We start from the raw sequence: 15,405 nt of genomic DNA on the forward strand, positions 1-15,405 counted from the left end.
TTCGGAGCCGGACTACGGAGTCAGATGAGCGCGACGGTCTCGATACCGGCGGACCCGGCGGACCCGGCGGACCCGGCGGACCCGGCGGACCCGGCGGACCCGGCGGGCGCGGCGGGTGCGGACGCGCCCGCGTGGGTCGCAACCGCCGTCGGCGGCCACGCCGCCAGCGGGTCGAAGCCCCGGTGTCCGCACTCGCCGAAGACGGTGACCGGCTCGCCGCCCGAGACGGCGACGAGCTTCCAGAGCGCCGGCCGGTTCAGCGCGGCGGGGGTCACCGGCAGGGCCTCACCGCCCTCCGCGTCGATCAGCTGCCAGCCGTCCGGGGCCGGCACGGGTATGACATCGCGCAGCGTCACCGGCCAGGACTCCAGCCAGGGATCGTCGCCCAGCGCCCGGCCGTAGGAGCCGATCGCCTCGGTGGCCGTGACCCCCGCCGGGGGCGTAACGGCGGGCTCCGGCACGCCGAACCGTTCGCCCAGCTCGGCCCGCAGCTGTCCGGAGCCCGGATGGGGCGTCAGCTCGGCGTCGATCGTGACGCCCACGGGCAGCGCCTGGGCGGGGGAGCGGCCGGCCGCGCCGAAGGACAGCAACAGCGCCGTGCGGCCCGACTCCTCGCCGTACAGCCAGATGCGGCGGGTGACGATCTTGCCCTCGGGGGTGTCGTACTGGGCGAGGACCAGCCAGCGGTCGCGGACCGGCGGGCCCTCCGGGGAGGCCGGCAGGCCCACCCGGGTGCGGACCGTGGCCGCCAGCGCGGGCGGCAGCCGGTCGCGGCCCAGCCACGCCGAGTCCAGCAGATGGAGCAGCGCGCACTCCTCCAGGAGCCGCACCGGCCAGCCGGGGCCGGAGGCCGGGACGGCGCCCAGCTCCCGCACCCGGCCCGCGAGTCCGGGCGCCTGCGCGTCGACCATGCGGGCCGCCGTCTCCTCCCACATCCCGTACCCCGCCTGCTCGGCCGTCGCGAGGCCGCCGCGCAGCAGGTCGGTCAGCCGCTGCTCCAACTCCCGCGCACCGCCGCCGATCCGCTCGGCGCGCTTTTCCGCCCGCTTGCGGGCGGCCTCCGGATCGGCGGGTCCCGCCGCGCCGTCACCCGCGGCGGGCCGCGCCTTCGCCTCCGCGCGGGCGCGGCGGCCGGTCAGCCATTCCCCGGCCCAGTCCGGCGGCGTCCCGGCGGGCACCGCCGCGTCGTCGGCGGCGCGGAGCAGCAACAGGCCCAGCGCGTGCTTGCACGGGAACTTCCGGCTGGGGCAACTGCACTTGTACGCGGGGCCGGTGGTGTCGACCACCGTCCGGTACGGCTTGCTTCCGCTCCCCTTGCACAGCCCCCAGACCGCACCCGTCACGTCCCACCCGGTGTCCGACCAGGAGCCGGCCGCACCGAGCTTGTTCCCCGCCTTGCGTGAGGCGTCGTCAGGAGCCAGGGCCAGTACCTGCTCCACCGTCCAGCGCGCGGCCGAGGCAGCGGCGCCCAAGGGTTCTCCCCCGTCAGTCAGCAGCATGCCAACGACGTTAGGCGGCCCCACTGACAATCGCGCTGACCTGCGCAAAGGTCGATTGTCAGTGCCATGGTGCACGGTGGAAACCACAACCGGCCGACCGATGGGGCGACCGATCCGGAGGGGGATCCATGACCGTGTCCGAAACCACCGAAGCACACACCGGCGAGGCCCTGCGCCCGCATGCCGAGGACGCCTTCGCCGACGAGCTGAAGGCGCTCGCGGCGGCCGACGACCGCCCCAGGCCCGAGCGCTGGCGCCTGTCGCCGTGGGCCGTCGCCCTGTACCTGCTCGGCGGCACCCTGCCCGACGGCACCGTCATCACACCCAAGTACGTGGGCCCGCGCCGTCTCGTCGAGGTCGCCGTCACCACGCTCGCCACCGACCGGGCCCTGCTGCTCCTCGGTGTCCCCGGCACCGCCAAGACCTGGGTCTCCGAACATCTGGCGGCCGCCGTCAGCGGTGACTCGACGCTGCTCGTCCAGGGCACGGCGGGCACCCCGGAGGAAGCCGTCCGCTACGGGTGGAACTACGCGCAGCTGCTCGCCAACGGCCCCAGCCGCGACGCGCTGGTGCCCAGCCCACTGATGCGCGCCATGTCCCAGGGCATGACCGCCCGCATCGAGGAACTGACCCGCATCCCCGCCGATGTGCAGGACTCGCTGATCACGATCCTCTCGGAGAAGACCCTCCCGCTGCCCGAACTGGGCCAGGAGGTCCAGGCGGTGCGCGGGTTCAACGTCATCGCCACCGCCAACGACCGGGACCGGGGGGTCAACGAGCTGTCGAGCGCGCTGCGCCGCCGGTTCAACACCGTCGTCCTGCCGCTGCCCGCGACACCGGAGGCGGAGGTCGACATCGTCTCCCGCCGCGTCGACCAGGTCGGCCGCTCACTCGACCTGCCGGCCGCGCCCGACGGCCTCGCCGAGATCCGCCGCGTCGTCACGGTCTTCCGCGAACTGCGCGACGGCGTCACCACCGACGGCCGCACCAAGCTCAAGTCCCCCTCGGGGACGCTCTCCACGGCCGAGGCCATCTCCGTCGTCACCAACGGCCTCGCGCTCGCCGCCCACTTCGGGGACGGGGTGCTGCGCCCGGGGGACGTCGCGGCCGGCATCCTCGGCGCGGTCGTCCGCGATCCGGCGGCGGACCGGGTGATCTGGCAGGAGTACCTGGAGACCGTGGTGCGCGAGCGCGACGGCTGGAAGGACTTCTACCGCGCCTGCCGGGAGGCGTCCGCATGACCGGCACCCGCGCACCGGGGCCGCTGCTGCTGGGGGTGCGGCACCACGGCCCCGGCTCGGCCCGCGCCGTCCGCGCCGCCCTCGACGAGGCGGGCCCCCGGGCGGTCCTCATCGAGGGCCCGCCCGAGGGCGACACCCTGCTGGCGCTCGCGGCCGACGAGGAGATGCGGCCGCCCGTCGCCCTGCTCGCCCACGCGGTGGACGACCCCGGGCGGGCGGCGTTCTGGCCGTTCGCCGAGTTCTCCCCCGAGTGGGTCGCGATCCGCTGGGCCCTCGCCCGGGACGTGCCCGTCCGGTTCATCGACCTGCCCGCCGCCCACTCGCTGGCGATGGAGGCCGACGCGGAGGCGGACCGGGACGACACCGACGGGGAACAGCTCGTTCCCGTCGACCCGATCCGGGTGCTCGCCGAGACGGCGGGGTACGACGACCCCGAGCGCTGGTGGGAGGACGTCGTCGAACACCGCGTGCCCGGCAGCGAGGCGGCGGCCGGACCGCTCGCCGCGTTCGCCGCGCTCGGCGAGGCGATGACCGCGCTGCGCGAGGCGTACGGGGACGGCGGGCACCCCAGGGACGCGGTGCGCGAGGCGTACATGCGCATCCAACTGCGCACCGCGGCGAAGGAGTTCGGCGACGAGTTCGCCGTGGTCTGCGGCGCCTGGCACGTCCCCGCCCTGCGTATGCGTACGACGCTCACCGCCGACCGGGCGCTGCTCAAGGGCCTGCCCAAGGTCAAGGCCGAACTGACCTGGGTGCCCTGGACCCACCGCAGGCTCGCCCGGCACAGCGGATACGGCGCCGGCATCGAGTCGCCCGGCTGGTACGAGCACCTTTTCGCCGCCCCGGACCGCCCGGTCGCACGCTGGATGACGAAGGTCGCCGGACTCCTGCGCGACGAGGACCGGTTCGTGTCGTCCGCCCATGTCATCGAGGCCGTCCGGCTCGCCGAGACGCTCGCCGCGATGCGCGGCCGGCCGCTCGCCGGGCTGAGCGAGACCACCGACGCGATCCGGGCCGTCATGTGCGAGGGCTCCGACGTGCCCCTCGCGCTCGTCCACGACCGCCTCGTCGTCGGCACCACGCTGGGCGAGGTTCCCGACACCGCCCCCGCCGTCCCCCTCCAGCGCGACCTCAACCGGCAGCAGCGCACCCTGCGGCTCAAGCCGGAGGCGGACGAGCGGGAGATCGAGCTCGACCTGCGCAAGGACACCGACGCCTCCCGCAGCCGCCTGCTGCACCGCCTGCGCGTCCTCGGCATCGGCTGGGGCGAACCCGCCACCGGCCGGGGGAGCACCGGCACCTTCCGGGAGAGCTGGCGGCTGCGCTGGGAGCCCGAGCTGTATGTGCGCGTCGCGGAGGCGGGCGTCTGGGGCACCACCGTGCTCTCCGCCGCCACCGCCCGCGCCGAGTCGGACGCCCTGGCCGCCACGGCGCTCGCCGAGGTGACCGCGCTGGCCGAGCGCTGCCTGCTCGCCGATCTGCCGGACGCCCTGCCGGTCGTGATGCGCGCCCTCGCCGACCGCGCCGCGCTCGACTCCGACGTCGGCCACCTCGCGGACGCCCTGCCCGCGCTGGCCCGCACCCTGCGCTACGGCGACGTCCGCGCCACGGACACCACCGCCCTGGGCGAGGTCGCGGCCGGACTCGCGGAACGCATCTGCGTCGGCCTGCCCCCCGCCTGCACCGGGCTCGACGCCGACGGGGCCGAGGCGCTGCGCCGCCAAGTGGACGGCGTCCACACCGCGATCGGGCTCCTCGCCGGCGCCGTCCCTGCGAGCGCGGACGGGCTGCGCGAGCGGTGGCGCGCGGTGCTCCACAAGCTCACCGTCCGGGACACGGCCGCGGGCGTGATCCGGGGCCGGGCCGCCCGGCTGCTTCTGGACGACGGCCACCTCGACCAGGACGCCGCCGCCCGGCTGATGGGCCTCGCCCTGTCCCCGGGCACCCCGCCCGCCGACGCCGCCGCCTGGATCGAGGGCTTCGTCGGTGGGGCCGCGGGCGGCGGCATGCTCCTCGTCCACGACGAACGGCTCCTCGCCCTGGTCGACTCCTGGCTCACCGGCGTCCCCGCCGACACGTTCACCGATGTCCTGCCCCTGCTGCGGCGCACGTTCTCGGCGTACGAAGCGGGCGTACGGCGCACCCTGGGCGACCTCGTCCGGCGCGGCCCCGTCGCCGGCGGGGCCCCGGGCGCCGGTGCCCCGGCGGGGGCGGGTGCGACGGCCCCGGGCTTCGGGCCGGTCCTCGACACGGCCCGCGCGGACGCGGTGGTCCCGGTGCTGCGCCTGCTCCTCGGCCTGGACGAGCACCCCGTGGCCAAGGCCCCCGGCACGCAATACGACCCGGCCCGCCACACCCCCGACCCGGCCCGCCACACCCCCGCCCACCGCACCCCCGCCCACCACGACGACCCGCACCTGGGGGAGACGGCATGACGACCACCGACACCACCACCTCCGCCCACGACGAGCGGCTGCGGCGCTGGCGCATGGTGCTGGGCGCCGACAGCGAGGAGAGCACCGGCCGCAGGCTCACCGGCCGCGACGCCGCGATGGACCAGGCGCTCACCGCGCTCTACGAGAACGGGGGACGCCCCGGCGGCCGGAGCGGCGGCGGGCGCTCGGCCGGACTCGGTGCCTCCGCGCCCTCCGTCGCGCGCTGGCTCGGCGACATCCGGACGTACTTCCCCAGCTCCGTCGTCCAGGTCATGCAGCGCGACGCCATCGACCGCCTCGGCCTCTCCGCGCTCCTGCTCGAACCCGAGATGCTGGAGGCCGTCGAGGCGGACGTGCATCTCGTCGGCACGCTGCTCTCCCTCAACAAGGCCATGCCGGAGACGACGAAGGAGACCGCCCGCGCCGTGGTCCGCAAGGTCGTCGAACAGCTGGAGAAGCGGCTGACCACCCGCACCCGGGCCACGCTCACGGGCGCGCTCGACCGGTCGGCGAAGGTCACCCGCCCCCGCCACCACGACATCGACTGGGACCGCACCATCCGGGCCAACCTCAAGAACTACCTGGAGCTGCCCGGCCGGGACGGCGCCGGCACCGTCGTACCCGAACGGCTCATCGGCTACGGGCGGGCCGCGCAGTCCGTGAAGAAGGACGTCATCCTCTGCATCGACCAGTCCGGTTCGATGGCCGCCTCCGTGGTATACGCCTCCGTCTTCGGCGCCGTGCTCGCCTCGATGCGTTCCCTCCGGACCCGCCTCGTCGTCTTCGACACGGCGGTCGTCGACCTCACCGACCAGCTCGACGACCCCGTCGACGTCCTGTTCGGCACCCAGCTCGGCGGCGGCACCGACATCAACCGGGCGCTGGCCTACTGCCAGTCCAAGATCACCCGGCCGGCCGACACCGTCGTCGTGCTCATCAGCGACCTCTACGAGGGCGGCATCCGCAACGAGATGCTGAAGCGGGTCGCCGCGATGAAGGCGTCCGGGGTGCAGTTCGTCACCCTGCTCGCCCTCTCCGACGAGGGGGCCCCGGCCTACGACCGCGACCACGCGGCGGCCCTGTCCGCCCTGGGAGCCCCCGCCTTCGCCTGCACGCCCGACCTGTTCCCGGACGTCATGGCCGCCGCGATCGAGAAGCGCCCGCTGCCGATACCGGACCCGGAGAACGCCGCCACCAGGGCGATTCTGTGACCGTAATCACCGCCCGGGTGTGATCTGCGATTTAGGGTCACGCGGGGCTCGGGGATAACCTGCGAGATGGACATGCCGCGTATCCGGTCACCGTGTGCGCCTTCCTAGTGACACCGCAGTCACGTTGCCCCTCGCGGCACGCCCACGCAGAAAACCAACCGCGAGACCATTGATAAGGGACGGACGCGCGTGGACCTGTTCGAGTACCAGGCGAGGGACCTCTTCGCCAAGCACGGTGTACCGGTGCTGGCCGGTGAAGTCATCGACACGCCTGAGGCAGCCCGCGAGGCGACCGAGCGGCTGGGCGGCAAGTCGGTCGTCAAGGCGCAGGTGAAGGTCGGCGGCCGCGGCAAGGCCGGCGGCGTGAAGCTGGCGGCGAACGCCGACGAGGCGGTCGCCCGCGCGACCGACATCCTCGGCATGGACATCAAGGGCCACACGGTCCACAAGGTGATGATCGCCGAGCTGTCCCCGGAGATCGAGGCGGAGTACTACGTCTCGTACCTGCTGGACCGCACCAACCGCACCTTCCTGGCCATGGCCTCGGTGCAGGGCGGCATGGACATCGAGGAGGTCGCGGAGAAGACCCCCGAGGCCCTCGCGAAGGTTCCGGTCAACGCCGTGGACGGTGTCGACATCGCCAAGGCCCGCGAGATCGTGGCCCAGGCGAAGTTCCCGGCCGACGTGGCCGAGGGTGTCGCCGAGGCCCTGGTCACCCTGTGGGAGACCTTCGTCGCCGAGGACGCGCTCCTCGTCGAGGTCAACCCGCTGGTGAAGACCAAGGACGGCCGGATCCTGGCCCTGGACGGCAAGGTCTCGCTCGACGAGAACGCCGACTTCCGCCAGCCGGAGCACGAGGCCCTCGAGGACAAGGCCGCGGCCAACCCGCTCGAGGCCGCCGCCAAGGCCAAGAACCTCAACTACGTCAAGCTCGACGGCGAGGTCGGCATCATCGGCAACGGCGCCGGTCTGGTCATGTCGACCCTGGACGTCGTCGCGTACGCCGGTGAGAACCACGGCAACGTGAAGCCCGCCAACTTCCTCGACATCGGTGGCGGCGCCTCCGCCGAGGTCATGGCGAACGGCCTGGAGATCATCCTCGGCGACCCGGACGTGAAGTCCGTCTTCGTCAACGTCTTCGGTGGCATCACCGCCTGCGACGAGGTCGCCAACGGCATCGTCCAGGCCCTGGAGCTGCTCAAGACGAAGGGCGAGGCGGTCACCAAGCCGCTCGTCGTGCGTCTCGACGGCAACAACGCGGAGCTGGGTCGCAAGATCCTCTCCGACGCCAACCACCCGCTGGTCCAGCGCGTGGACACCATGGACGGCGCGGCCGACAAGGCCGCCGAGCTCGCCGCGGCTGCGAAGTAAGGAAGAGGGACTCAGACCACCATGGCTATCTTCCTCACCAAGGACAGCAAGGTCATCGTCCAGGGGATGACCGGCGCGACGGGCATGAAGCACACCAAGCTCATGCTCGCCGACGGCACCAACATCGTCGGTGGCGTGAACCCGCGCAAGGCCGGCACGACCGTCGACTTCGACGGCACCGAGGTACCGGTCTTCGGCTCCGTCGCCGAGGCGATGGAGAAGACCGGCGCGAACGTCTCCGTCCTCTTCGTGCCGCCGGCCTTCTCGAAGGCCGCCGTCGTCGAGGCGATCGACGCCGAGATCCCGCTCGCCGTCGTGATCACCGAGGGCATCGCCGTCCACGACTCGGCCGCCTTCTGGGCGTACGCCGGCTCGAAGGGCAACAAGACCCGGATCATCGGTCCGAACTGCCCCGGCCTGATCACCCCCGGCCAGTCCAACGCCGGCATCATCCCGGGCGACATCACCAAGCCCGGCCGCATCGGTCTCGTGTCCAAGTCCGGCACGCTGACCTACCAGATGATGTACGAGCTCCGTGACATCGGCTTCTCGTCCGCCGTCGGCATCGGTGGCGACCCGGTCATCGGTACGACGCACATCGACGCCCTCGCGGCGTTCGAGGCGGACCCCGACACCGACCTGATCGTCATGATCGGCGAGATCGGCGGCGACGCCGAGGAGCGCGCGGCGGACTTCATCGCGAAGAACGTCACCAAGCCGGTCGTCGGTTACGTCGCGGGCTTCACCGCCCCCGAGGGCAAGACCATGGGCCACGCCGGCGCCATCGTCTCCGGCTCCTCCGGCACCGCGCAGGCCAAGAAGGAGGCCCTTGAGGCCGCCGGCGTGAAGGTCGGCAAGACGCCGACCGAGACCGCCAAGCTGGCGCGCGAGATCCTCGGCGCCTGACGCCGCCGCCGCGCCTGCGCGGCAGGGTGTCACCGTACGCACGAAGCGGGCCCGTCCCCCTCACCGGGGGCGGGCCCGCTTCGTTGTGCGCACCGGCCGGTTCAGCCGGCCTCGGGGACCAGGCGGTCCGGGCCGTGGAACGGCTCGTCGCCGAGCTTCTTCCGCAGCTTCACGTCCTGCGGGGTCAGTTTCTGCGGGCCGCCGACGGGTGGTACGCCGCCCACCTTCTGGGCGGGCGCCGGGGGCGTCTCGTACTTCCGGGGCGCCGTCGCCAGGGTGATCAGCGTGAGCCCGACGATCAGCACGGTGAACGCGATGGCCGTCCTGGCCCACAGCTGTGCCTTGCGTTCGCTGCCGGTACGGATCAGCTCCGGTACGGGCAGCGAGGAGGCGGGCCGGCTGCGGGCGAGCGTGCCCAGGTGCTCGTGGATCAGCGCGGACTGCTCGGCGGGCGACGCGGGCCCGCCGACCTCGGGCAGCCGCTCGGCGACGGCCGCGCGCGCGGTCACCAGCCGCCCGGCCGCCGCCCTGGTGCTCGCCTCGGTCTCCGCCGCGGTGTCCGGCAGCCCGAGCCCGACACCGTCGTGGAGCACCAGCGTGCGACGGTACGAGGGGGGCAGGGCCAGCAGCGCGTCGAGCAGTGCGCGCGAGGCGGGGGCCTCGGGCGGCGGGTCGAGGCGGCGGTGCTCACGGTTCAGCCGGCGCCACGGGGACATCGCGTACTCGTAGGCCGCGGCCCGCACCCAGCCCACCGGGTCCCGGTCCACCGCGACCTCCGGCCAGCGCTCCCAGGCCAGCTCGAACGCCTTGGCCACCGCCGCGCGGGACAGAGCGCACCGCCCGGTCAGCAGATAGGTCTGCCGGAAGAGGGCGGACGCGGCATGCCGGTACAACGCGTCGAACGCCTCCTCCGGCGAGGTGCCGCCTTCGGCGGCGCCATCCGGACCGGGGGCGCCGGGGGGCGCCTCGGGCACGACGGCCTCGGGCTCAGGCACGACGGCCTCGGCCTCGGGCACGCCTGCCTCAGGCACGCCTGCCTCGGCCGCAACGGCCTCGGGCGCACCCGCCTCAGCCGCCTCGCCGGTCTCGTCCGGTTCAACGGTTTCGCCGGGTTCGGTGGCGGCCATGGCAACGCTCCCGGTGGCTTCGACGGGGGCCGGTGGAGGGGGTGCCGACGGCGGCTCGGGCGGCGATACGGCGGGCCCGGGTGCCGGCTCCGCCGTTCCGTCCGGCGGCCTCGGCGTGGTGTTCGATGGGTTCTCGGGGGCCGAAGAGTTACCCGGGACCGGCGCGGCGGCGTCCGTCGTGGCCGTGCCGATCAGGCGGGCGTACGCCTCGCGCTTGCGGCCGCGCGGGCTGGTGCGGCCCGTTTCCCACGCGCGCACCGTCGCCCGGGTGACGCCCATGGCCGCCGCGACCTGCTCCTCCGTCAGGGACCTGGCCTCCCGCAGCCTGCGCCGCTCCTTCGGGGAGGGGAGCGGGGGAGCGGCGGCCGTGCCGGACGTGCTCTGCGTCATGAGGGCCGCCCGCATGGCCTGCACCGGGTGAAAAAGTACATAAACGTATATTGAGCGACACCACGGCCGTTCGCCCGTTACACGGAATAAGCGCGTGTCGTTGGGAGCATGACCGCGTGACCCAAGTGACCGAACGCAGCCCGTCGTTGTCGGCCGGACAGGGGCGCCCCGCCGTGCTGGTCGCGGCCGTGCTGCGCGGGGCCGTCGCGGCCGGGCTCGGCCTGGGCTCCGTCGCCGTCCTCGTCGCCGCGCTCTGGATCACCTCGCCGGCGCCGGACAGCGGACCCGGCGAGGCGTTCCACACGGCGGCCGGCCTGTGGCTGCTCGCGCACGGTGCCGAACTGATCAGGACCGAGACGCTGACCGGGGCCCCGGCTCCGATGGGGGTCGTCCCCTTGCTGCTCTCCGTCCTGCCGGTGTGGCTGGTGCACCGCGCGGCCCGGGACGTGATGGAGCCCGACGAGGGACGCGGCGTCCCGACGCCCGGGGGTGCGTTCGCCTCGGTGACGGGCGGGTATCTGCTGGTCGGCGGGGCGGTCGTGCTCTACGCGCGGGGCGCCTCGCTGTCCGCCCGGCCGCTCTCGCTGCTCCTTCCAGCCGCTCTTGTCGTGGCGGGCGCCGCCGCGGCCGGCGTGTGGACGGCCTGCGGGCGCCCGCTCGGCCCGCCACCCACCTGGGCGCCGGTGCGGCTGCACGAGGCGATGGCGCGCACCCGCTTCCTGCGGCGGGCCGACGCGGTGGGCCGGGCGGCGGCGGCCGGGACGGCGGTGCTGCTGGGCGGCGGCGCCCTGGTCGTCGCCTCGGCCCTGGTCTGGCACGGGCAACCGGTGCAGGAGTCCTTCCTGCGGCTCTCCGGTGACTGGGGCGGCCGCGTCGCGGTGCTCCTGCTGGCGCTGGGGCTGGTGCCGAACGCGGCGGTGTGGGGCGCGGCGTACGGACTCGGCCCGGGTTTCTCCCTCGGTACGGCGTCGACGGTCGCCCCGCTCGCCTTCACCGGGCCCCCGGCCGTCCCCGACTTCCCGTTGCTGGCCGCGATGCCGGCCCAGGGGCCGGGCACACCCCTGAACTGGGCAGCCGGCGCGGCCCCGGTGGCGGCGGCACTGACGGTCGCCTGGTTCACGGTACGGAGGGCGGTCCCGGCCCCCGGCGAACCGGAGGGGCCCTGGAGCCTGTGGGAGACCGCGCTCACCACCGCGCTGGGCGCGCTGGGGTGCGGGACCGGCGTGGCGCTGCTGGCGGCGGCGGCCGGAGGCCCGCTCGGCACGCACGCCCTGGCGGACTTCGGGCCCGTGTGGTGGCTCACCGGGGCGGCGGCGCTGGCGTGGACGACCGTCATCGGGGTCCCGGCGGCCCTGCTGCTGAGGGCCTGGCGGCTGCGCGGACGTACCGGCGAGGACACCACCGCCAAGAAGGCCCGAAAGGACACCGCGAAGGAATCCCGGAAGGACACGGCCAAGAAGGCCCGGAACGACACCGCGGACCGCCCCGCCGTCGTGCCCGTACCCGCCGCACAGGTGGCGGCCGGGCCCGCGAACGCGTCCCGCCGCGGCTGGTGGTCCCGCAGCGGCCGCCGCACCGCCGAGGAGGCGGAGCCGCAGCCCGACGGAGCGCCCGCCCCCGCCCCCGTACCGGCGTCCGACGGGGGAGAGGAGGACGTCGACGCGTACGACTTCCTGCCGACCGACCCCTGGCACGCGCGAACCGCGGCTGAGCAACCCTCGGCCCCGCGACCGGAGCCGGCGGAGGACGAAGCGCCCCGCGATCCGGGTCCGCCGGCCGCTAGCGCTTGACGCCGAAGAAGGGCTCCAGCGGCTTCGGGAGCAGATCGTTGCAGCTCAGCTGGCCCGACTTGGTGAGAGCGTCGTTCACGCACGTGTAGTAGTCGCGGTAGACCAGTTGCACGGTGAACGTCGTCGCGACGATCACCAGCGCGACCAGGCCCGTCACCAGACCGCTCACTGCGGCCGTGGTCTGCTGCCGGCCCCCGCGCTGGGCGGCCTGGGTGCCGGGCGCGGCAGGCCCCCGGGCTCCGGCACCGCCCGCACCACCGGACCCAGCGCCACCGGCGCCACCGTCGGCAACGGCGCCCGGTCCCGGCGCAAGCGCTCCGCCCGGCACCGGCGGCTTCGGCTTGGCCCGCAGGGCGCTGATCGCCCAGTACGTGGCGAGCGCGCCGAGCAGCAGGGCGATCTCGGAGAAGTCGAAGATCGCGAAGAAGACGGCCCACATGCCGGTGAGCAGCGCGTAGCGGGCGCGGCGCTGGATGGGGTCGGTCGGGTCCCAGCGCGGTCCGGCCGGGGCTCCCTCGGGGCCGCCCCTCCCATTCGGGCCGCCCGGCCCGGCGGGCCGGCCGCCGAAGGGGCCGTTCTGACGGCCCGGCTGCCTGCTGCTCCACTGGCTGCCCCAGGCGGGCCGGCTGTCGGAGGACCCGCCCTCGGGCGTGTCCCCGCCGTTCCCGTCGCCCCCGCCGTTGCCGTCCGTACCGCCGCCGGACGGGTGACGCGGCTGCCAGGGCTGGTCGGGCCGGCCCTCGGGCGGCGGCGCGAACGGGTTGTCGTCGTCCCGACGGCCCCCGGACGAGTCGGAGGAGCCGGAGGACGAGGAGGAGGAGCGCTCGCGCATCAGCAGGGTGGCCCGCTCGGGCAGCGGCTGGCGGAAGGCGGTGCGGCGGCGTCGGTCCGGCATGTGGTGAACGTCTTCCCCATCTCGTCGTTTCCGCCCGGCGGACGGTTCGCTGCCCCTGACGCTACCTTCCGGCGAGGAGGCGCCGATAGCGGGGAGCGCGGGCGCGCGGGCCCGTACGCGCGGGCGGCCGGGCCGGGGCCTGCTCACCCCGTCAGCCAAGGGCCCGGCGAGGTGCCGGTATCGTTGCTGACGGTCGGCCCGTTCGTAGAGTTCCCCATATCGGGGAGTGCGCTCCTTTCGTACGACCGTACACATCGCATGCCGTCGCCCCGGAGCCGTGGTGGCGGGCCGGCCGATTCGAACCGCACGCACGCGAGAAAGGGCCCAGCCGTGGCCTCCCCGCTCTCCTCCGCCCGCCCGGCCCGTGTGGTCGTCCTGGTCTCCGGGTCCGGTACGAACCTCCAGGCCCTGCTCGACGCGATCGGCGACGACCCCGACGGCTTCGGCGCCCGGATCGTCGCGGTCGGCGCCGACCGCGACGGCATCGCCGGCCTGGAACGGGCCGAGCGCGCCGGGCTCCCGACCTTCGTGTGCCGCGTCAAGGACCACGCGTCGCGGGAGGAGTGGGACGCCGCGCTCGCCGGGGCGACCGCCGCGCACCGGCCGGACCTCGTGGTGTCCGCCGGGTTCATGAAGATCGTGGGCAAGGAGTTCCTCGCCCGGTTCGGCGGCCGGTTCGTCAACACCCACCCCGCCCTGCTCCCCAGCTTTCCCGGTGCCCACGGCGTGCGTGACGCGCTCGCGTACGGCGTGAAGGTCACCGGGTGCACCGTCCACTTCGTCGACGACGGTGTCGACACCGGTCCGATCATCGCGCAGGGCGTGGTCGAGGTGACCGAAGAGGACACCCCGGAGGGCGAAGCGGCCCTCCACGAACGCATCAAGGAAGTCGAGCGCAAGCTGCTCGTCGAGGCCGTGGGGCGGCTCGCCCGTGACGGCTATCGCATTGAGGGACGAAAGGTTCATCTCGGTCATGTCGGTGAATAAGCCCATCCGCCGCGCCCTGGTCAGCGTCTACGACAAGACGGGGCTCGAAGACCTCGCCCGCGGTCTGCACGAGGCGGGTGTCGAGCTGGTCTCCACCGGCTCCACCGCCGGAAGGATCGCCGCCGCCGGCGTCCCGGTCACCAAGGTCGAGGAGCTGACCGGCTTCCCCGAGTGCCTCGACGGCCGCGTCAAGACGCTGCACCCCCGCGTCCACGCCGGCATCCTCGCCGACCTGCGCCTGGACGCGCACCGCGAGCAGCTCGCCGAGCTGGGCGTGGAGCCGTTCGACCTGGTGGTCGTGAACCTCTACCCGTTCAAGGAGACCGTCGCCTCCGGCGCCACCGCCGACGAGTGCGTCGAGCAGATCGACATCGGCGGCCCGTCGATGGTCCGCGCCGCCGCCAAGAACCACCCGTCCGTGGCCGTCGTCACCAGCCCGGAGCGTTACGCCGACGTGCTCGCCGCGGTCAAGGAGGGCGGCTTCGACCTGACCGCCCGCAAGCGGCTCGCCGCCGAGGCCTTCCAGCACACCGCCGCCTACGACGTGGCCGTCGCCGGCTGGTTCGCCGACGAGTACGCCGCCGCCGACGACTCGGGCTTCCCGGACTTCCTCGGTGCGACCTACGCCCGCGAGAACGTCCTGCGCTACGGCGAGAACCCGCACCAGCCCGCCGCGCTCTACACCTCCGGCACCGGCGGCCTCGCCGAGGCGGAGCAGCTGCACGGCAAGGAGATGTCCTACAACAACTACACGGACACCGACGCCGCGCGCCGGGCCGCGTACGACCACGACGAGCCGTGCGTCGCGATCATCAAGCACGCCAACCCCTGTGGCATCGCGATTGCCGACGACGTCGCGACCGCGCACCGCAACGCGCACGCCTGCGACCCGCTCTCCGCGTTCGGCGGTGTCATCGCCGTCAACCGTCCGGTGACCGTCGAGATGGCCGAGCAGGTCGCGGAGATCTTCACCGAGGTCATCGTCGCCCCGGCGTACGAGGACGGCGCGGTCGAGATCCTGTCCCGCAAGAAGAACATCCGCGTGCTGCGCTGCCCCGAGGCCCCGGCCGCCGAGGTCGAGGTCAAGCCGATCGACGGCGGCGCGCTGCTCCAGGTGACCGACCGTCTCCAGGCCGAGGGCGACGACCCGGCCAACTGGACGCTCGCCACGGGCGAGGCGCTCTCCGCCGACGAGCTGCGCGAGCTGGCCTTCGCCTGGAAGGCGTGCCGCGCGGTCAAGTCCAACGCGATCCTGCTCGCCAAGGACGGCGCCTCGGTCGGCGTCGGCATGGGCCAGGTCAACCGCGTCGACTCCGCGAAGCTCGCCGTCGAGCGCGCGGGCGAGGAGCGGGCGGCCGGTTCGTACGCGGCGTCCGACGCGTTCTTCCCCTTCCCGGACGGGCTGGAGATCCTGACCGCGGCCGGCATCAAGGCCGTGGCCCAGCCGGGCGGTTCGGTCCGCGACGAGCTGGTGGTCGAGGCCGCGAAGAAGGCGGGCGTGACGATGTACTTCACGGGGACGCGGCACTTCTTCCACTGACCCGTACGACGAA

General features: G+C 74.1%; 11 protein-coding genes. 8 read left to right on the plus strand and 3 right to left on the minus strand.

From position 1 onward, the window contains the following. Positions 1–20: 20 nt before the first annotated feature. Complete coding sequence (locus EAO73_RS06820) at positions 21–1,499, minus strand: SWIM zinc finger family protein (protein WP_224756193.1); 1,479 nt, start codon at positions 1,497–1,499, stop codon at positions 21–23. 128 nt (positions 1,500–1,627) lie between these two features. On the opposite strand from EAO73_RS06820, the gene EAO73_RS06825 reads away from it, so the two are divergent. The 5 genes from EAO73_RS06825 to sucD all read left to right on the plus strand — a co-directional run bounded on the left by EAO73_RS06825 (position 1,628) and on the right by sucD (position 8,663). Further along, positions 1,628–2,740, plus strand: a complete 1,113-nt coding sequence (locus EAO73_RS06825; protein WP_147970521.1) for an ATP-binding protein — start codon at positions 1,628–1,630, stop codon at positions 2,738–2,740. Beyond that, the gene (locus EAO73_RS06830) at positions 2,737–5,175 is read left to right on the plus strand and encodes a DUF5682 family protein (protein ID WP_224756194.1); all 2,439 of its coding nucleotides are present in this window, start codon (positions 2,737–2,739) and stop codon (positions 5,173–5,175) included. Before EAO73_RS06825 ends, EAO73_RS06830 begins: the two co-directional genes overlap by 4 nt. After that, the gene (locus tag EAO73_RS06835; RefSeq protein WP_147970522.1) at positions 5,172–6,386 is read left to right on the plus strand and encodes a VWA domain-containing protein; all 1,215 of its coding nucleotides are present in this window, start codon (positions 5,172–5,174) and stop codon (positions 6,384–6,386) included. Before EAO73_RS06830 ends, EAO73_RS06835 begins: the two co-directional genes overlap by 4 nt. A 189-nt stretch (positions 6,387–6,575) precedes the next feature. Further along, positions 6,576–7,757, plus strand: coding sequence for an ADP-forming succinate--CoA ligase subunit beta (gene sucC / locus EAO73_RS06840; RefSeq protein WP_147970523.1), 1,182 nt, complete (start codon positions 6,576–6,578; stop codon positions 7,755–7,757). Positions 7,758–7,778: 21 nt separating this feature from the next. Continuing rightward, a complete protein-coding gene (sucD, locus tag EAO73_RS06845; RefSeq protein WP_147970524.1) occupies positions 7,779–8,663 on the plus strand; it encodes a succinate--CoA ligase subunit alpha in 885 nt (294 codons plus the stop codon). 101 nt (positions 8,664–8,764) lie between these two features. On the opposite strand, the gene EAO73_RS06850 is transcribed toward sucD, so the two are convergent. Then, positions 8,765–10,180 carry a helix-turn-helix domain-containing protein gene (locus EAO73_RS06850; protein WP_224756195.1) on the minus strand — a complete coding sequence of 472 codons (1,416 nt, stop codon included), beginning with the start codon at positions 10,178–10,180 and terminating at the stop codon, positions 8,765–8,767. A gap of 125 nt (positions 10,181–10,305) precedes the next feature. Here EAO73_RS06850 and EAO73_RS06855 point away from each other — a divergent pair, with 125 nt between their 5' ends. Continuing rightward, positions 10,306–11,970, plus strand: coding sequence for a DUF6350 family protein (locus EAO73_RS06855; RefSeq protein ID WP_147971427.1), 1,665 nt, complete (start codon positions 10,306–10,308; stop codon positions 11,968–11,970). Here the strand turns inward: EAO73_RS06855 and EAO73_RS06860 are convergent. Continuing rightward, positions 11,960–12,865 (minus strand): hypothetical protein, encoded by a 906-nt coding sequence (locus tag EAO73_RS06860; RefSeq protein ID WP_147970525.1) that lies wholly within the window; start codon positions 12,863–12,865, stop codon positions 11,960–11,962. The two genes, EAO73_RS06855 and EAO73_RS06860, sit on opposite strands and share 11 nt — an antisense overlap. Positions 12,866–13,195: 330 nt before the next feature. On the opposite strand from EAO73_RS06860, the gene purN reads away from it, so the two are divergent. Together purN and purH are read left to right on the plus strand one after the other, a co-directional pair. Then, complete coding sequence (gene purN, locus EAO73_RS06865) at positions 13,196–13,852, plus strand: phosphoribosylglycinamide formyltransferase (RefSeq protein ID WP_147970526.1); 657 nt, start codon at positions 13,196–13,198, stop codon at positions 13,850–13,852. Then, entirely contained in the window at positions 13,839–15,392 is a 1,554-nt protein-coding gene (gene purH / locus EAO73_RS06870; protein WP_147970527.1) for a bifunctional phosphoribosylaminoimidazolecarboxamide formyltransferase/IMP cyclohydrolase, read from the plus strand. The genes purN and purH overlap by 14 nt, the downstream gene beginning before the upstream one ends. Positions 15,393–15,405 lie beyond the last annotated feature (13 nt).

The sequence above is a fragment of the Streptomyces sp. col6 genome (assembly GCF_008042035.1).
In the GTDB taxonomy this organism is placed as follows: domain Bacteria; phylum Actinomycetota; class Actinomycetes; order Streptomycetales; family Streptomycetaceae; genus Streptomyces.